The sequence below is a fragment of the Pseudomonas putida genome (assembly GCF_002741075.1).
Classification (GTDB): domain Bacteria; phylum Pseudomonadota; class Gammaproteobacteria; order Pseudomonadales; family Pseudomonadaceae; genus Aquipseudomonas; species Aquipseudomonas putida_T.
Genome location: NZ_CP016634.1, coordinates 5444204 through 5460844 on the forward strand (window position 1 = coordinate 5444204; position 16641 = coordinate 5460844).

General features: G+C 61.6%; 16 protein-coding genes and 1 pseudogene. 9 read left to right on the forward strand and 8 right to left on the reverse strand.

The window, feature by feature from the left end:
* Positions 1-5 precede the first annotated feature (5 nt).
* The 5 genes from IEC33019_RS25550 (at position 6) to IEC33019_RS25570 (ending at position 2767) form a co-directional block, all read left to right on the forward strand.
* Positions 6-269, forward strand: a complete 264-nt coding sequence (locus IEC33019_RS25550) for a hypothetical protein (RefSeq protein ID WP_099594068.1) — start codon at positions 6-8, stop codon at positions 267-269.
* A 78-nt stretch (positions 270-347) separates the two neighbouring features.
* A complete protein-coding gene (locus IEC33019_RS25555) occupies positions 348-623 on the forward strand; it encodes a hypothetical protein (protein WP_099594071.1) in 276 nt (91 codons plus the stop codon).
* Positions 620-1051 (forward strand): DUF2528 family protein, encoded by a 432-nt coding sequence (locus IEC33019_RS25560; RefSeq protein ID WP_253776081.1) that lies wholly within the window; start codon positions 620-622, stop codon positions 1049-1051. The genes IEC33019_RS25555 and IEC33019_RS25560 overlap by 4 nt, the downstream gene beginning before the upstream one ends.
* A gap of 331 nt (positions 1052-1382) precedes the next feature.
* Entirely contained in the window at positions 1383-1595 is a 213-nt protein-coding gene (locus tag IEC33019_RS25565; protein ID WP_099594225.1) for a DUF4224 domain-containing protein, read from the forward strand.
* Positions 1592-2767 carry a site-specific integrase gene (locus IEC33019_RS25570; RefSeq protein WP_099594073.1) on the forward strand — a complete coding sequence of 392 codons (1176 nt, stop codon included), beginning with the start codon at positions 1592-1594 and terminating at the stop codon, positions 2765-2767. Before IEC33019_RS25565 ends, IEC33019_RS25570 begins: the two co-directional genes overlap by 4 nt.
* A 324-nt stretch (positions 2768-3091) precedes the next feature.
* Here IEC33019_RS25570 and IEC33019_RS25575 read toward each other — a convergent pair whose 3' ends face one another.
* From IEC33019_RS25575 to IEC33019_RS25585, 4 genes and pseudogenes are all read right to left on the reverse strand, one after another.
* Positions 3092-3544: a DUF2442 domain-containing protein gene (locus tag IEC33019_RS25575; RefSeq protein WP_070090777.1), complete on the reverse strand. Its 453-nt coding sequence runs from the start codon at positions 3542-3544 to the stop codon at positions 3092-3094.
* Positions 3532-3669, reverse strand: a complete 138-nt coding sequence (locus tag IEC33019_RS28080) for a DUF4160 domain-containing protein (protein ID WP_081337380.1) — start codon at positions 3667-3669, stop codon at positions 3532-3534. The genes IEC33019_RS25575 and IEC33019_RS28080 overlap by 13 nt, the downstream gene beginning before the upstream one ends.
* Before the next feature lie 13 nt (positions 3670-3682).
* Positions 3683-3811: pseudogene (locus IEC33019_RS27920) on the reverse strand (type II toxin-antitoxin system RelE family toxin); the annotation flags it as partial.
* Positions 3812-3845: 34 nt separating this feature from the next.
* Positions 3846-4091: a type II toxin-antitoxin system RelB/DinJ family antitoxin gene (locus tag IEC33019_RS25585; RefSeq protein WP_070090778.1), complete on the reverse strand. Its 246-nt coding sequence runs from the start codon at positions 4089-4091 to the stop codon at positions 3846-3848.
* 193 nt (positions 4092-4284) lie between these two features.
* On the opposite strand from IEC33019_RS25585, the gene IEC33019_RS25590 reads away from it, so the two are divergent.
* The 3 genes from IEC33019_RS25590 to IEC33019_RS25600 all read left to right on the forward strand — a co-directional run bounded on the left by IEC33019_RS25590 (position 4285) and on the right by IEC33019_RS25600 (position 8019).
* Positions 4285-4443: a DUF3079 domain-containing protein gene (locus IEC33019_RS25590; protein ID WP_081337381.1), complete on the forward strand. Its 159-nt coding sequence runs from the start codon at positions 4285-4287 to the stop codon at positions 4441-4443.
* Positions 4444-4849: 406 nt separating this feature from the next.
* Positions 4850-6235, forward strand: coding sequence for a flavin-containing monooxygenase (locus IEC33019_RS25595; RefSeq protein ID WP_070090779.1), 1386 nt, complete (start codon positions 4850-4852; stop codon positions 6233-6235).
* Positions 6236-6354: 119 nt separating this feature from the next.
* The gene (locus tag IEC33019_RS25600; protein WP_070090780.1) at positions 6355-8019 is read left to right on the forward strand and encodes an FMN-binding glutamate synthase family protein; all 1665 of its coding nucleotides are present in this window, start codon (positions 6355-6357) and stop codon (positions 8017-8019) included.
* A 30-nt stretch (positions 8020-8049) separates the two neighbouring features.
* On the opposite strand, the gene IEC33019_RS25605 is transcribed toward IEC33019_RS25600, so the two are convergent.
* Positions 8050-9336 (reverse strand): OprD family porin, encoded by a 1287-nt coding sequence (locus IEC33019_RS25605; protein WP_070090781.1) that lies wholly within the window; start codon positions 9334-9336, stop codon positions 8050-8052.
* A 482-nt stretch (positions 9337-9818) separates the two neighbouring features.
* Here IEC33019_RS25605 and IEC33019_RS25610 point away from each other — a divergent pair, with 482 nt between their 5' ends.
* A complete protein-coding gene (locus tag IEC33019_RS25610; RefSeq protein ID WP_070090782.1) occupies positions 9819-11906 on the forward strand; it encodes a TonB-dependent receptor in 2088 nt (695 codons plus the stop codon).
* A gap of 97 nt (positions 11907-12003) precedes the next feature.
* Here IEC33019_RS25610 and IEC33019_RS25615 read toward each other — a convergent pair whose 3' ends face one another.
* From IEC33019_RS25615 to IEC33019_RS25625, 3 genes are all read right to left on the reverse strand, one after another.
* On the reverse strand, positions 12004-12201 hold the full coding sequence (locus IEC33019_RS25615; protein ID WP_070090783.1) for a hypothetical protein: 198 nt from the start codon (positions 12199-12201) through the stop codon (positions 12004-12006).
* 180 nt (positions 12202-12381) lie between these two features.
* Positions 12382-13488 (reverse strand): agmatine deiminase, encoded by a 1107-nt coding sequence (aguA, locus tag IEC33019_RS25620; protein ID WP_070090784.1) that lies wholly within the window; start codon positions 13486-13488, stop codon positions 12382-12384.
* Positions 13489-13686: 198 nt separating this feature from the next.
* The gene (locus IEC33019_RS25625) at positions 13687-16587 is read right to left on the reverse strand and encodes an aminotransferase (protein ID WP_070090785.1); all 2901 of its coding nucleotides are present in this window, start codon (positions 16585-16587) and stop codon (positions 13687-13689) included.
* Positions 16588-16641 lie beyond the last annotated feature (54 nt).

Here is a 16641-nt window from a genome sequence, read left to right on the forward strand (position 1 = left end):
CTGCGATGGACGTGCAAGTTATCAACGGCCCACGACCGGGTTCGGCAGCAGATCGTCGGCTGCCGATCGTCCAGGCCGACGCCTACGCCGTGGAAGGCCTGTTGGACATCTTGGAAGTACGTGCTGGCCGTGGTGAGCGGGAGATTCTGGTGTTGGCCTGTTCGCCGGCGCAGGCCCAGGCGGTTCTGGAGTGGAGCTGTCTTCACGACGACGGCGAGCTGCAGGGCTTGGAGATTTACCTGGTACGGCGTGGAAGCGCCGACAGGTGAACCGGCGTAGGCCGGTAGAAGAACGGCGCCGAGGAGATTGCAGCTCCTCGACGCCAAACCACCACAGAGGAACGATCTATGAACCATAACCAACGCAGCGGCACCGCAGATCCTACCACAGCTGGGCCGTCCCACAGCCCGCGCCTGCTGGCCATCGGCGTTGTCGGCGCCGCCCTGATCGACCACCAGGTGCACCGCACCGCCGACAGCCGTGCCCGCCTCGAGGGCGCCGCCGACATGGCCCGCCGCCTGGGCGTGCTCGACGGCGCAGAAGCCCAGCTCGTTGCCAATTTGATTGCCCGCTACGACGTGGGCCAACCACACAACGCTTTCGCTCCAGGAGCACACGCATGACCACGCCAACCAACATCAAGCGCTACAAGGTGAAGGACACCTGGAAAGACTACGAGGTAACCCTGGAGGTTGATCTAGATCGGCTGACCACTGAGCGCGCCGAAATGATCAACAGCTTCTGGAGTGACGACCAGTACCGCTTGCGCCACGAAAACGGCGATGCGGTGAAAGCAGTCATCCGCCTGGCCGGCCAAACGTTGATCAACGCAATGCTCTCCCAAGGCGGTACCGAGTTCTATGAGAAAACGAAGGGGATATTCGGCGATGACCCAGGCGCCATTTGGTCGAAGGATGACCTGCACAACGAGGAAGGCTGGGGTGGTCCGGTTGAGGATGATGGCTTCGGATGGTGTGGCATTCGTGTGGTAGCTGCTGAAGTTTCGATGCCCGGTTATGACGATGTGGCCCTGTCGGAGATCGCATCGTGAGCGCACAGCGCATCAGTTGCGGGAACATCTCAACGGACGACAACGATGACGATTGATCAGCTCAGACGTAAGTTGAGGTTGCCCTTCAACCATAACCCTACGTTCAAGCAGATGCGTGAGCATGGCATCGAGCCTCCTCAGATGCCTGATTCGCCCCCAAGGGCTCCGCCTCCAGCACAACGCCAAGCTCCAGCGTCCAATGGAGCAGGCAAGCCCAGATAACGTCCGGCCATTCCGACGTAACCGCAGTAGAAAATCTGCTCATAACTTCTAATAACCACCCCGCCGACGTTGAACCACAATGTCGGCGGGTGCTTTTGCGAGACACAGCATGGGGCATGCAACCACCGACGTTCTCAGCTTCGAGGACCTACAACGGATCACCGGCTACCAGCGCCGATCGGACGTAGAGCGAACCCTGGTCGAACAGGGCATTCGCATGTTCCGAGGCAAAGCCGGCCCCTGGACTACCATTGACTTGATCAACCGTGCAGCCGGGGTAGGGCCTGGCCAACTGGAGCGATACGACGCCGACATCCTATGAAGAAGGCCCGCAAGCGGAAGCACAACCCGCACATCCCAAACCATATCGACCAAGCCGCGCTCCCCGCGGCTATTTACTTTGACCACCGGGGCTCCGGGGTCTGGTACACCTCCCACCGCGACGAACATGGCAAGCAGTGCCGGCGCAACGTAGCGCCGGCCGACGCCACACTGGTCGAGCTGCATCGCATCATGGGCGAGGTCAGTAACTCTGACCGCGAGACCCTGCGCTACCTGTGCGACCAGTTCCACTTGAGCCCACAGTACAAAGACGATCTAACGCCCCGTACCAAAGCCGACTATGTCTACTGCCGTGACGTCCTGGTGAACCAGCCGACCAGGATGGGCAAGCCTCTTGGCGATCTGGCAGTCCGGCGCTTCTCTCCCGCTCTGGTGCAGCGCCTGGTCGACAAAATCTCAGGCGAGGGCACCCCGTCAAAAGCTGCCCATGTGCTGCGATACCTGCGCCGCGTGATGATGTGGGGGCGCAATCGCGGCTACCTGGACAGCAACCCCGCTCAGGGCATTGAAGCGCCCAAGGAGCGCCGGCAGCGACGGCTGCCTTCTGTTGCAGTAATGGAAGAAATGATCGATCGGGCCAAGGCCCTTGGTCGCCTGCATCGCAACGAGCCCAGCAGCTGCCCGGTCTACCTGAGTATCGCGATGGAGCTGGCGTACCTGTGCCGGCTGCGCGGCATTGAAGTCGTCACGCTGACCGACGCCAACGAGCTCGAGGAGGGCGTTCAGACTAACCGCAGGAAGGGCAGCAGGGACAACATCGTCCGCTGGACCCCGCGCCTGCGTGCTGTATGGGACGAGGCTAAGGCCTACCGACTTAGGATCTGGACCGCTCGCAGCTTCCCCACTCCCCTACGCCCGGAGCGCCGGCCTTTGATCGTGAGCAGCCAAGGAACAGCCCTGAGCAAGTCAGGGTTGGACACCGCCTGGCAGCGCTTCATGACGAAGTCGGTCGAAGCGGGCGTGCTCCTCGAGGAGGAGCGCTACGGCCTGCACGACCTCAAGCGACGCGGCATCACCGACACACCAGGTAATCGAGCAGACAAGCAGGAGGCCAGCGGCCACCGTGACGAAGCGATGCTCGATATCTATGACATGAGCCTTCCCCTGGTAGACCCCTCCGATACAACAAAGCCCCCCCGCCCCCTTGCGTAACAAGCCCTTGCAACCCCCTGAAAACACTGAGTTTTCGGGCGTTGGCACGTAACAAGAAAGTGACGTAAGTCGTTGATTTCATTGTTGTGTGCAGGTGACTTGTAATCAGTAGGTCCCGGGTTCGATTCCTGGTGCCGGCACCATACGCAGTACCAAAAAAGGCTCACCGAAAGGTGGGCCTTTTTTGTTTCCGGTGAGAACTGGGTTCGCAAGCGCGCCGCGTCCTCTGTAGGAGCGGCCTTGTGCCGCGATGGGCCGCAAAGCGGCCCCGGCAATCGCGGATCATAACAGCGAAACCTCAAGCCCCGCCGGCAGGACGCCCTATCAGGCGGCTTTCTGCTCCAAGCTTTCCCACCCCAGGCAAGCCAACGCCAATGTACGCGGAACCGCTTCACGACCACTGCTGTAGCGGCTGACGCTACGGGCGCTGACGCCCAGCGCTTCGGCAGCCTGGTCGAGCGTCATCCGGTGCCGCAAACGCCAGCGAATGAAAATGCGGGTATTTTCATCAGGGGCATTCTGGGCAAGCGCGTCCAGCAGCAGGGTATCCGCACCAATCTGAATATCCAGCGCCGGCCACTCCACCGACCATCCCCCGTCGCCCAATACGACCCCTTCAAACGCTTTGCGCTTGGATAATGGCGCCAATCCAGGATACGTCTTGAGCGCATCGCTCATATCAAGGGTGAAATGCTGACCATTGGTAAAGGTAAGCTCAAGGCTGGTGCCCGATCGAGGCTGCACACTCTTCAGACGGGGACGTTTCATCGATGCCATTTCATCCACTCCTTCAACAAATCGGCCTGATTGGCCGCGACCCAGGCCAAGGCCTCCTGCACCACTTTGGCAGGTGCCCTACCTTGGGAAACAGTCACAGATTCCAGACTGATCACCACGTCCACCTGTAGTGGTCAGATACCCGCTACTTCGCAGCTTGATCTTGTAGCAATCTGGCAACCCATGCAGCCGCTTCGCCTCGACTCTCGGATTCAGCAAAACCGAAACGAGCTTTTTCTTGAGTTGCTGGCGGACCGTATCCCCCAGCTTTTGCCATTCTTTTAGCGCCCGCGCATCGAACTCAAGGCTCTAGGTCATCCAGAGAAACCTTCACTCGCTGAGGGTCGGCAAGGCGCTCGCGAACAGTCGCCAGCAGCGCTTCATCCTCATCGGTCATCAGTACAGGTTTAAAGGGTAGTTGCCCGCGCTCGGCGACATATTGCAGCGTTTGGCGCATAAGCTCGGAGGGCGTGACACCCAAACGCTCAAGCTCACGATAGGCCCGGTTTTTGAGGTCGTCGTCGATACGGACATTGATTGAGGCCATGATGGCGCGCTCACTGTAATGACATTTGTCTTTACAGTGACGTGATTCTGAGGATCAGACAAGCACCTGGGTGGCACAAGCCGACGAAGGCTCACCTTTACGGTGGGCCTTTTTTGTTTCCGCTGACGCCCATCAACCTCTCCCCCCGCATCTCCCTTAGCCTGAAATCCCAGGCCAAAACGGAGCATGCGTCATGGCCAAGAAATTCCCGCATAACCCCAGTCATCCCGAGCGTATCTGCTGGGGCTGCGACCTGTATTGCCCGGCAAAATCGCTGGCCTGCGGCAATGGCTCGGAACGGACACAGCATCCGGCAGAACTGTTCGGCGAGGACTGGGACGAGCAGCCCTAGGAGAACCAAGCGTCACTCTCGCGTGCCGATGACAAACCTTGAAATGCTTTCCCTCGATGCGTTATAGCTAAAAAGGCACCCATAAAGAAAAGAGGCACTACAAGCCCCCATGCACGAGATCACACGTATCCATCGGTCCCATGGCCCGCTTGCCGCTCTGCTTGGCAAGGCCACCGGGCCCTACCCTGCCGTTGTCCGCTCCACCCTCGGCTGCTCCCCTCTCTCGACGCTGTTCCATACCCTGTCGATCCCCCCTCGGGACATGCTGCTGGCGCACAAGCGCAAGCGCCCTGTGCCTCCACCTGCCTGCTGACACCTGAAGTCTTCACCCATCCACGACCCTAGGCCTGCCGCCGTTCGGGGTTGGGGAGGTTTTGCCTTTTTTCCGTGTTCACAGGACATCCTCATGACTATTCGCGTTGCCATCATCGGCGCCGGCCCGTCGGGTCTGGCGCAACTGCGTGCTTTCCAATCCGCCCATGCCAAGGGCGCGCCCATGCCGGAGGTGGTCTGTTTCGAGAAACAAGCCGACTGGGGCGGCATGTGGAACTACACCTGGCGCACCGGCCTGGACCAGCACGGCGAACCGGTCCACGGCAGCATGTATCGCTACCTTTGGTCGAACGGCCCGAAGGAATGCCTGGAGTTCGCCGACTACAGCTTCGATGAGCATTTCGGCCGGCCGATTTCTTCCTACCCACCTCGCGAGGTGCTGTGGGACTACATCCAGGGCCGTGTGAAGAAGGCCGATGTGCGCCAGTACATTCGCTTCAACACCGTGGTCAAGGCGGTGCGTTTCGATGACCAAAGCCGTACCTTCACCGTGACGGCCCATGACTATGCCCACGGCCAGGGCATCGAGCAGGTATTCGACTACGTGGTGGTGGCCAGCGGGCATTTCTCCACCCCCAACGTGCCGTCCTTCCCGGGGTTCGAGCGTTTTTCCGGGCGCATCCTGCATGCCCATGATTTTCGCGATGCGCTGGAGTTCGCCGGCAAGGACGTGCTGATCGTCGGCAGCAGCTATTCGGCCGAGGACATCGGCTCGCAGTGCTACAAGTACGGCGCGCGCTCGATCACCAGCGCCTATCGCACCCAACCGATGGGCTATCAGTGGCCGAAGGGCTGGGAGGAGCGGCCGCAACTGCAGCGGGTCGAGGGTGACGTGGCGCACTTTGCCGACGGCTCCAGCAAACGGGTCGATGCGATCATCCTGTGCACCGGTTATCAGCACCACTTCCCGTTCCTGCCCGATGAGCTGGCCCTGCGTACCGACAACCGCCTGTGGCCACTGGGCCTCTATCAAGGTGTGGTCTTCGAGGCCAACCCGCAGCTGCTGTACCTGGGCATGCAAGACCTCTGGTACAGCTTCAACTTGTTCGACGCGCAAGCCTGGTTCGCCCGCGACCTGATGCTCGGCCGCATCCAACTGCCAGACCAAGCGACTATGCAGGCCGACAGCGCGCGCTGGCGTGCCGATGAGGAAGCCTTGGAAACCACTGCCTCGATGTACGAATTCCAGGGTCGCTACATCCAGCACTTGATCGCCAAGACCGACTACCCCAGCTTCGACATCGATGCCGTCAACCGCATCTTCCTCAAATGGAAGCAAGACAAGAAGCACGACATCATGGGCTATCGAGACCGCTCCTACCGATCGGTCATGACCGGCACCGCCGCCGTGCCGCACCACACGCGCTGGCTGCAAGCGCTGGACGACTCGCTGGAGGAATACCTGCGCGAAACCGCCGAGCCCGGTGACGTCCAGATCCTGAGGCAAGACAAGCGCTGATGCGCATCTGACATTGGGTACAAGCCGCGCGCAGGTAATAGTCTTTTACCGAAACCCCTGGTTTTCCGCGCGCGGCCTTTGCCTATCCTAGTGCGGGTCATCCTGTCAGCGATGGACCCATGAAAGACGCGCTCCCCACCCGCTACGCCTGCCTGGCGACCTGCCTGTTGTTCACCTTCGCCAGCCTCCCGTTTCTTGCCCAACACGCGTGGCTCTGGCCGCTCACGCTGCTCACCGCCCTGCTCAGCCTGGTCGGCCTCAATGACCTACGCCAGAGCCATCATGCGGTGCGGCGCAACTACCCGATCCTGGGCAACATCCGTTACCTGATCGAGACCATTCGCCCGGAGATCCGCCAGTACCTGATCGAGGGCGACGACGACAAGCTGCCGTTCTCCCGCTCGCAACGCTCTTTGGTCTATGCCCGCGCCAAGAACGAGAGCGCCGAGAAGGCCTTCGGCACACTCAACGATGCCTACAAGCCTGGGTTCGAATTCATCAGCCATTCGATGGTGCCGGTGCCGGCGCCCGACCCGGCATCGTTTCGCATCAGCATCGGCGGCCCGCACTGCCAGCAGCCGTATTCCGCCTCTATTTTCAATATTTCGGCGATGAGCTTCGGTGCGCTCAGCGCCAACGCCATCGGCGCCCTGAACAAGGGCGCGCGTCTGGGGCGCTTCGCCCACGACACAGGAGAAGGCAGCATCAGCCCCTACCACCGCGAACACGGTGGGGACCTGATCTGGGAAATCGGCAGCGGCTACTTTGGCTGCCGTACCGAAGACGGCCGCTTCGACCCGGCGCGCTTTGCCGAACAGGCGCGCGATCCGCAGGTGAAGATGATCGAGCTCAAGCTCAGCCAAGGCGCCAAGCCTGGTCATGGCGGCATCCTGCCAGGGCACAAGGTCAGCGCCGAGATCGCCGCCACCCGTGGTGTGCGAGTCGGCGAAGACTGCATTTCGCCGGCAGCCCACAGCGCCTTCCACACGCCATTGGAGCTGCTGCACTTCATTGCCCGTCTGCGTGAGTTGTCTGGCGGCAAGCCGGTGGGCTTCAAGTTCTGCCTGGGCCATCCCTGGGAGTTCATGGCCATCGCCAAGGCCATGCTGGCCACCGGCATCACGCCCGACTTCATCGTCGTCGACGGCAAGGAAGGCGGCACCGGCGCCGCGCCTCGGGAATTCAGCGACAACATGGGCGTGCCCATGCGGGAAGGGCTGATGTTCGTGCACAACACACTGGTCGGCCTGAACCTGCGCGAGCGGGTGCGCATCGGCGCAGCGGGCAAGATCGTCAGTGCGTTCGATATCGCCAGTACGCTGGCCATCGGTGCTGACTGGGTCAACTCGGCACGTGGCTTCATGTTCGCCATTGGCTGCATTCAGTCGCAAAGCTGCCATACCAACAAATGCCCCACCGGTGTGGCCACCCAGGATCCGCTGCGCCAACGCGCCCTGGTGGTACCGGAAAAGGCCGAGCGGGTGGCGAGCTTTCATCGCAATACGCTGCATGCCCTGGCCGAGATGCTTGCAGCGGCGGGCCTGGAACATCCGTCGCAGCTCAAGCCCAAGCACCTGGCACGGCGCATCAGCCCGAGCGAGATCAGCCTGTTTTCACAGTTGCATCAGTTCCTCAAGCCCGGCGAATTGCTCGGCGGGTCGATCGAGAGCGAGTTCTATGGGCGGATGTGGCAAATGGCTCGCAGCGACAGCTTCGCGCCACAAACCGCAGACAGCGTCGCGCCAGTGACAGCGGTACGCCGAAAAGAAACAGCCCCGGCATAAGCCGGGGCTGTTCGGGACGCGAGTGCGGGATCAGAAGACGTTGATCGGGTACTCGACGAAGACGCGAACTTCGTTACCGCCGATGTTGTACTCGCTGGACTTCTGCGAGACACGCAGGACGGAGCTGCGCAGCTTGACGCTCAGGTCCTTGGCAGCGCCGCTCTGTACCACGTACTTGAGCTGGTTGAAGATTTCACGCTCGGTACCGCCAGTGCTGGTCGAGGTGGTGATGTTATCGCCACGAACGTACGCAACGTTGTAGGTCAGGCCTGGGACACCAAAGGCGGTGAAATCAAGGCCGTAGCCCAGCTGCCAGCTGCGCTCGTCTTCAGCGTTGAAGTCGGACCAGTAGGAGTTGGCCAGGAAGATGGTGCTGCCACCATCGCCAAATCGATCTTGGCCTTTCTGGTAGCCGCCGTAGGCGTAACCCAGGTTGCTGTCGCCGGTAGAACGCTGGTGGGCCAGGGTGAACGAGTGCGGACCGGTGGCGAAGGTAGCCGCCAAGCTCCAGATCTTGTTGTCGTCGCCAGTCACGTTGTGTTCGCGGACATAGGAGTTGTCCAGCTTGGTACGGTACCCGTTGAAGTCCAGGGTCAGGGACTGGTCCTTGCTGATCGGGAACACGTAGTTGGCGCCTACGTATTGCTTCTTCAGCACGTCTTCAACGTCGGAGGCATACAGCGCGGCGGTGAACTGGTCGGTGAACTTGTAGCTACCGCCCAACACGTTGATCGACTTCAGGCCACCGCTGTCACGGCCCTCGGCGCTCTTGCGCGATTCGGCGGTGAAGCGACCGGCGTTCAGCTCGAGGCCTTTGATCTCCTTGGAGGTGATCAAGGTACCGGTGTAGCTTTCCGGCAGCAGACGCGCGTTGTCGTAGTTCAGAACAGGCAGCGAAGGCATCTGGTCACCGTACTTCAGTACAGTGTTGGAGACGCGGAACTTGACCGCTGCGCCGCCTTTGGAGAGATCGTCCGCAGCGTTGCCGCTATCGCCTTGCTTGAAGAAGTCGATGCCTCCCGCGCCACTACGACCTTTACCACCATCCAGGCGCACGGCGTACAGGCCGAATGCGTCGACACCGACCCCAACGGTCCCTTGGGTGAAGCCGGACGAGAACGTACCGATGACCCCTTGGCCCCATTCGGCTTTGTCTTTGTTACCGTCTTTGTAGTCGCGGTTTATGTAGGCATTGCGCAGCAAGACATTCAGCTGGCTGTCTTCGACGAAGCCCTTGCTTTCGGCTTGGTCGTTGGCCTGGGCCTGGGTCGCGGCGATCATCGCCAAAGCGACCAGACTGATCCTGGTTTTCAACATCTTGTTTTCCTTATCTCTGAATTTTTAAACGCTCTGCAACCCGACGCCAGGAACCAACGCCCCTTCGTAGGTTCGACGCTATGCGGATCCAAAAACTGAAAAGCCCGTCATGTTCATGCAACGGGCCTTGTGCAACAGCATGGCCAAGTCATGGCCAGCAGGCGTTGGCCGAATCCTAGCCCTGCCTGCTTGGGGATGTCAAAAAATCGTGAAATGCAGGTGCTTATAACCAGAATCACGACCACAACACGGGTATTTCCGGACAATTCCCTGCGACATCAGGGTTTTCCCCTATTGCTGAAAGCGCGCCTGCCTTGCCAACCTGCGCACCCAGTGCAGCGGATAGCCCCAAAGGTGGGTTGAATATTTTTTACAAACTGACACACATGTAAAGACAAGAGTTTACAAATTATTTGAGCGACCACTAATAGCACTCGTTATCATCCGCACTAAATTTTCATTTATTGCTTTGCGGATTCTCAATGTCTGTACCCTCCCACCTCTCCCCCTTGTCCCTTGGGCTGTCGCTGCTGCTCGGAGCCAGCCTGGCCAATGCCGCTACCACCACACTGCCAGAACTCTCGGTCACCGCCGATCGCGAGCGTGAAGACGACAACCCCAGGGTCCATGAAGTCAGCACGGCAACCCGTACCTCGACCCCGGTGCGCTACGTGCCGCAGGCCATCGACACCGTGAAGACCCGCAACGTCCTCGACTACGGCAGCTTCAGCCTGGGCAAGGCCCTGGAGGGCATTCCCAATGTCAGCAGCGGTGCCGATACCCGGTTCGACAGCTTGCGCATCCGCGGCTTCGATGCCAGCAACGACTTCTATCTGGACGGTGTGCGCGATGACAGCCAATACGTGCGCGACCTGCACAACATCGAGCGGGTCGAAGTGCTCAAGGGGCCGGCGGCGGTGCTCTATGGCCGTGGCAGCCAGGGCGGTATCGTCAACCGGGTGAGCAAGGCCCCGGAGCATGGCCGCCGCTCGAGCATCGAGGCCCAGGGCGGCAGCGAAGACCTGCGAAGCCTATATGCCGACCTCAGCGCCGACCCCAGCGATACCCTCAGCCTGCGCCTGAACCTCGGCAACCAGGACAACAACAGTTTCCGCGACGGCATCGACGGCAGCCGACAGCTGTTCGCCCCCTCCATGAGCTGGCAGCTGACCCCCGAGCTGAACTGGCTGGTGCAATACGAATACAGCCGCTACAACCGCACGCCCGATCGCGGCATCCCAGGCGACCCACAGACCGGGCGACCCGTCGATGTCAGTCGTCACACCACCTACGGTGACACCCAGCGCGACTTCATCGATGACCGTGCCCAGTCGCTGCGCTCGCGCCTGAACTACGAGCTAGGCGAGCACTGGCAACTGCGCCACACGCTCAGCCTGTTCAACCTGGAGAGCGACTTCGACAACACCTATCTCACCGGCTACTCCCCTTCTACCGGCCAGGTGAGCCGACAGCGCTGGCAGCAAGACCTGAGCACTCGCAACCTGTTCAACACCCTGGAGGCCGAAGGCCATCTGCAAACCTTCGGCCTCGAGCACACCCTGCTGGTCGGCCTGGAGCTGGGCCAGCAGCGCCGCAATTCGTTGCTGCACCAAGGGGTCGGCGTGCCTTCCGTGCCCCTGGGGGGTTCCAGTCGACAACAGCAGCACACGGGGGCGCTGAAGGTGTCCAGCAACAACCACACCCGTGTGGAAAGCGCTGGCCTGTATGTGCAGGATCAGATCCGCCTGAACGACCAATGGCAATTGCTGGCAGGCGTGCGCTTCGATCGCTTCGAGGTGCAGACCACCAGCAAAGTGAAGAACCTCACCGAAACCCAGGAAAGCACCAGCACCAGCCCGCGCGTAGGCGTGGTCTATTCCCCGTGGCGCGAACACTCGTTCTATGCGTCCTGGAGCAAGACCTTTTCGCCGGTCGGCGGTGGCCTGATCGGCATCACGCCTGGCGCACCAGGCAATGGCAATGAGGCAGGCCCGGAACTCACCCGGCAGAAGGAGATCGGCGTCAAGAGCGATTGGCTCGATGAGCGCCTGAGCACCACGCTCGCCCTCTATGAGCTGGAGCTGTACAACCGCCGTACCCGCGACCCGAACAACCCCGAGCTTGTCCAGCTCAGCGGCGAGCAGCGCTCACGCGGCATCGAGCTGACGGTCATGGGCAATGTCACCGGCAATTGGTATGTGCGCGGGGGTGTGGGCTTGCAGGATGCAACCATCGTCAAGGACAACAACGGTCAGCAAGGCAACCGCATCAATGATGTGGCCAAGCGCAACGGCAGCCTGTTCGTCACCTGGAAACCAGAACTCGGCTGGTACGCCGAAACCGGCCTGACCCTGGTAGGCGACCGATATGCCGACAATCAGAACACCATCAAGCTGCCCGGCTATGGCCGCTGGGACGCCCTGGCGGGCTACCGCACCCACGACTGGGATGTGCGTGCGGCCTTGAGCAACCTCACCGACAAGACCTACTACAGCTCGGCCACCAGCGCCAACCAGATCCAGTTCGGTGATCCGCGCAGCCTGGTCGTGACCGGCACCTACAGCTTCTGATCCGCTCGGGCGCTCGTGCCTTGCCAGTCATGACCCAAACAAAAACGCCACCGCGATACTCACGGTGGCGTTTTTGTTTGACCCCGCCTGTGCCGGGTCAATGCCAGACGGCCATCAACGCTTCCAGCTCAGCCTCGCTGATCAGGCCTTGCGGGTATCGCCCATCGAGTAGACGCCGTGGATCGTCCGTCTCGAAGCGATAGCCACCATGGCTTTTCAACCACTGGGCCAGAATCTTGAGCGATTCGTGGTCCATCACCGAGGAAGGCATAGCCGACTCACTTGTTGCATTCATGTCCACACGTACTCCAGGTGCCGTGAGCGGCTAACTTACGTTGGTTTTATTACAGAAAGGCAAAGCGCTATCTGACTGAAACACCTGAAAAACAATACAAGACGTATGCCATCGTCCCCTCCGGTGATCGGCGGCCACAAAAAAGCCCGTCGAAAGACGGGCCTTTTTGCAATCAGTGGCTTAGCGCTTGACCGGCGCCGGCTGCTGCTGGGTCAGGCAGTGGATATTGCCACCGCCCAGCAGCAGTTCGCGGCCCGGGATCATGACCACTTCATGGTCCGGGAAGACCTTGGCCAGGATCGCTCTGGCTTGGGCATCAGCGGGGTCATCGAAGCTTGGGGCGATGATGCCGCCATTGACGATCAGGAAGTTGACATAGGAGCCGGCCAGGCGCACGGACGGATCGCGCTCTTGGCTGCCGGCCACATGGTCGACGCCTGCACACTCTTGTTCGGTGGCGTACAGAGGGCCCGGAATCGGCATCTTGTGCACGACGAATTCACGGCCTTTGGCATCGCGGCTGTTTTTCAGCACCTCATAGGCGGCGTGGCAGCGCGCATAGTTGGGGTCGTTGGAATCATCGGTCCAGGCCAGTAACACTTCGCCTGGGCTGACGTAACAGCAGAAGTTGTCGACGTGGCCGTCGGTCTCGTCGTTGTACAGACCATCCGGCAGCCAGATGATGGTCTCAACGGCCAGGTGCTCACGCAGAACGTCTTCGATCTGCTCACGATTGAGGTGCGGGTTGCGGTTGCGATTGAGCAGGCACTCTTCGGTGGTGATCAGCGTCCCTTCGCCGTCCACATGGATCGAACCGCCTTCGAGCACGAAGCCTTCGGTGTGGTAACGCTGGCAGCGCTCCATCTCCAGGACCTTGGCCGCCAGTTCCTCGTCGCGGTTCCAAGGCGCGTACAGGCCACCGTCGAAGCCGCCCCAGGCATTGAAGCCCCAGTCCACACCGCGCACTTCGCCGTGGTCGTTGATGACGAAGGTCGGGCCCGTGTCACGCACCCAGGCGTCGTCGTTGCTGATTTCCACCACGCGGATGTTAGGGACGTCCAGTTGGCGACGGGCGTTCTCGTACTGGCCAGCAGAAGCGGCGACGGTAACCGGCTCGAAGCGGGCGATGGCCTTGGCCAGGGTCACATGCGCAGCTTGCGCCGGCTTGCCGCCCAGACGCCAGTTGTCCGGGCGCTCCGGCCAGACCATCCAGACCTGGGTTTGCGGTGCCCACTCGGCGGGCATGTGGAAACCGTCGGCACGCGGGGTCGAGTTGAGGGTTTTCATCGGTAACCTCTGCGAGGGCCCGGCGCCGACTGCGCCAGGTCATTGATCAAAGAGGGCAGCTTGCTGTGAAGCGCCTGTGTTGTTACAACATTATATACTCGATAAAAATCGAACTTAAAAGCCGACTCACAAATTATTTGGTCATAAAAAAGCCACCTAAGCCGATAACAATCGACTCAGATGGCTCACACACGCGACTTAAAGCGCTTCGGACAGGATCCGGTCCACGCTGTCGACGAAGTAGTCCACGCTCGCCCGGGTGGTGCACATGGGCGGTTTGATCTTGAGGATGTTCAGGTAGTCCCCGGTCGGCTGCATGAAGATGCCCAGATCGCGCAGGCGATTGCACAAGGTCATCGTCTCTTCGGTGGCAGGCTCCAGCGTCTGGCGGTCGCGCACCAACTCGAGACCCAGATAGAACCCAGAGCCGTGGGCTGCCCCGGCAAGCGGATGTTTATCGACCAATGCTTCCAGGCGCGCCTTGAAGTAACGGCCTACATCGCGGGTGTTCTCCCAAAGACCTTCTTCCTGCATCACATCCAGCACCGCCATGCCAATGCGGCAACTGACCGGGCTGCCACCGGCCGAGGAGAAGAAGTAACCCTCAGCCTCCAGGGCCTCGGCAATCTCACGCCGGGTGATCACCGCGCCCAGTGGCTGGCCGTTGCCCATGCCCTTGGCCATGGTGATGATGTCCGGCACCACGCCCTGCTCCTCGAAACCCCAGAAGTACTCACCGAGGCGACCGTAGCCGACCTGCACTTCGTCGGCGATGCACACCCCGCCCCGGGCCCGAACCTTGGCGTAGGCCTCGCGCAGGTAGCCCGCCGGCAGCGAGATACCACCGGCATTGCCGTACACCGGCTCGCAGATGAATCCGGCCAGCTGTCGGCCTCGGGCATCGAGATCGGCCAGTTTCGCGTCAACGTCCTGCAGATAGCCAAGGGCACTGTCCGGCCCACGGAAGCGCCCCCGGAAGGTATTCGGCGCCTCCACCGGGTGCACCCAGTCCGGCCGCGTTTCCAAGGCTTGCGGGTTGTCGGCAATGGACGTGGAGATGGCGTCGGTAGCCACCGACCAGCCGTGGTAGGCCTCCAGCACGCTGAGTAAATCGCGCCCACCGCTGTAGGCCCAGGCCAAGCGGATGGCCAGGTCGTTGGCCTCGGTGCCGCTGTTGACCAGAAACACCCGGTCGAAGCCTTCCGGCGCCAACGCCAGCAACCGCTCGGAGAACTCGGCGATCGCCGCGTAGTGGAAGCGTGAGTTGGTATTGACCAGCGACCACTGGCGCGCCGACTCGGCAGCCATGCGTGGATGCCCATGGCCCAGCACGGCCACATTGTTGAGCATGTCCAGGTAGGAGCGGCCCTGCATGTCGATCAGGTAGTTGCGCCAGCCCCGTTCGATGTGCGGTGGCTGCGCGTAGTAGTGCTTCTGCGAGCGGGCGAAACTGGCGTCACGGCGCGCCAGCAGGGCCTGGGCGTCGACCAGGGGTTCGGCATCGCAATCAAAGCCCAGTAAGGCGCGGGGGGACGGGCATACAGCCAACCAGGCATGAGCATGGGATGGCTTGGCGAAGAATGGCGGCTGATGATGCTCATCCCGGCTCAACTGGACGCTCAGGAAGCCGCAGGTCAGGCCCAGGGCTCGCCCCTTGGCCAACGCCTGGCCATCCTGCGGCGCCTCTTCCAACCCTGCCAGCCACAGGCTCCAGTCGGCTGTGCGCAGCCGACCGCGGCCCTCGCCGGTGCGCTCCCAGACGCCTGCTTGCGGTGCCTGCAACGCGGTGCCAGCCGGCACGTTCAGTTCCACGCCCAGGGCACAGGTGGACGGTTCCTCGGGGCGATCGATGTGCGTCTGCGACAGGCGGTACTGCCCGTACAAGGTACAGGCTGGCCCTGCCTGTGCGGTCAGCAATCGCTGATCGAAGCCGGGCTGTTCCCAGTTACCGGCTTCGCATTGCGGGCTGAGCACGCCCAGGTCGACGCGCGTGACCGCCTCGCCGGCCAAGGCCGGAATCAACGGCGCGCAGCCCGACAGGGCCAGCGGCGTCAGGGTATGGCCTGCGGCTTGGAGAATCGCGGCCTCCATCAGAGCGGAAGGCACGGCGCTGGCGGTGTCGAAGATTTCCCACTCATGGGCGATGTTGTCGAGGATGTATTGGTTGCCGGGCTCTACCTGCAATTGTTGTTCGCTGCTGAGCACGAGCACGGCCGCACGCATCAACACCAGCGGCCACAAGGCACGCAGCTCGGCGTCCTGCAGCGGATTGATGGCCTGGTACGCCTGGATGGCCGGCAGGATGCGCAGGGGGTCGCCTTCGGCGTGGTGCAGCAGGGCCGCGCAGGTTACCGACAGATCGGCGATGCGCCAGGTACGCACCAGATCGCCGAAATCGATGACGCCCTGCAGTTGCCACTGGCGTTCGGCATCACGTGCCCAGACCGCATTGTCGTCGGTGATGTCCAAGTGCACGGCCTGGGTCGGCAGGTCCGCTGTCAATGGTTGCAAGCGTTCGACGGCAAGGCCGGTGAGTTGCTGTACATGGGCCCGACGGGACGGGTCCTGCAGGACCGGCAGCAAGTGCTCGATCAATGCCTGGGCGTGACGCGGGTCCCATTGCAGGGTGCGCTCGAGCCCAGGATGGTCGAAACCGGCCAACGCCTGGTCGACACGCGCGCACAGCGCGCCCAGTTCAGCGATCAGGCGCGGCTCCATGTGCTTGAGGCGCGTCAGTGGCTGACCCTCGATATAGTCGAGCAGGCGCACCCGCAATGCCTGGCCGTCAATGTCCACGGCCAGCAGGTCCTGGCCATCGCGAGCCTGGCGCACGGCCGGCACCGGCAGCCCTTGTTCCTTGAGGTAGGCGAGCGCCGCATGTTGCGCCTCGAGCTCCACCTGGGCGTAGCTGGCGTGGCAGGCCTTGAGCACGAAGCGGCCCTGGTCGCTGTCCAGCAGCAAATTCAGGTCCTGTTGACTGCCCAAAGGCTGCAGGGGCCCCTCCAGGTCGTAATGCGCGCGCAGCAGGGCATGGGCCTGGGCTTCGCTGAGCGAAGGGTTGGGCTGGCGGGAACGCTGGATCAGGGTGCTCAAGAGCATGGAAAGGAACCTCGGTTTTTTTTTGTCGCTTATATCGCCACTGCTGCTGCCGAT

Coding starts and splice junctions, on each gene's coding strand:
- IEC33019_RS25550 (WP_099594068.1), top strand. CDS start 6: ATGGACGTGCAAGTTATCAACGGCCCACGACCGGGTTCGGCAGCAGAT.
- IEC33019_RS25555 (WP_099594071.1), top strand. CDS start 348: ATGAACCATAACCAACGCAGCGGCACCGCAGATCCTACCACAGCTGGG.
- IEC33019_RS25560 (WP_253776081.1), top strand. CDS start 620: ATGACCACGCCAACCAACATCAAGCGCTACAAGGTGAAGGACACCTGG.
- IEC33019_RS25565 (WP_099594225.1), top strand. CDS start 1,383: ATGGGGCATGCAACCACCGACGTTCTCAGCTTCGAGGACCTACAACGG.
- IEC33019_RS25570 (WP_099594073.1), top strand. CDS start 1,592: ATGAAGAAGGCCCGCAAGCGGAAGCACAACCCGCACATCCCAAACCAT.
- IEC33019_RS25575 (WP_070090777.1), bottom strand. CDS start 3,544: ATGGCATCGATGAAACGTCCCCGTCTGAAGAGTGTGCAGCCTCGATCG.
- IEC33019_RS25585 (WP_070090778.1), bottom strand. CDS start 4,091: ATGGCCTCAATCAATGTCCGTATCGACGACGACCTCAAAAACCGGGCC.
- IEC33019_RS25590 (WP_081337381.1), top strand. CDS start 4,285: ATGGCCAAGAAATTCCCGCATAACCCCAGTCATCCCGAGCGTATCTGC.
- IEC33019_RS25595 (WP_070090779.1), top strand. CDS start 4,850: ATGACTATTCGCGTTGCCATCATCGGCGCCGGCCCGTCGGGTCTGGCG.
- IEC33019_RS25600 (WP_070090780.1), top strand. CDS start 6,355: ATGAAAGACGCGCTCCCCACCCGCTACGCCTGCCTGGCGACCTGCCTG.
- IEC33019_RS25605 (WP_070090781.1), bottom strand. CDS start 9,336: ATGTTGAAAACCAGGATCAGTCTGGTCGCTTTGGCGATGATCGCCGCG.
- IEC33019_RS25610 (WP_070090782.1), top strand. CDS start 9,819: ATGTCTGTACCCTCCCACCTCTCCCCCTTGTCCCTTGGGCTGTCGCTG.
- IEC33019_RS25615 (WP_070090783.1), bottom strand. CDS start 12,201: ATGAATGCAACAAGTGAGTCGGCTATGCCTTCCTCGGTGATGGACCAC.
- aguA (WP_070090784.1), bottom strand. CDS start 13,488: ATGAAAACCCTCAACTCGACCCCGCGTGCCGACGGTTTCCACATGCCC.
- IEC33019_RS25625 (WP_070090785.1), bottom strand. CDS start 16,587: ATGCTCTTGAGCACCCTGATCCAGCGTTCCCGCCAGCCCAACCCTTCG.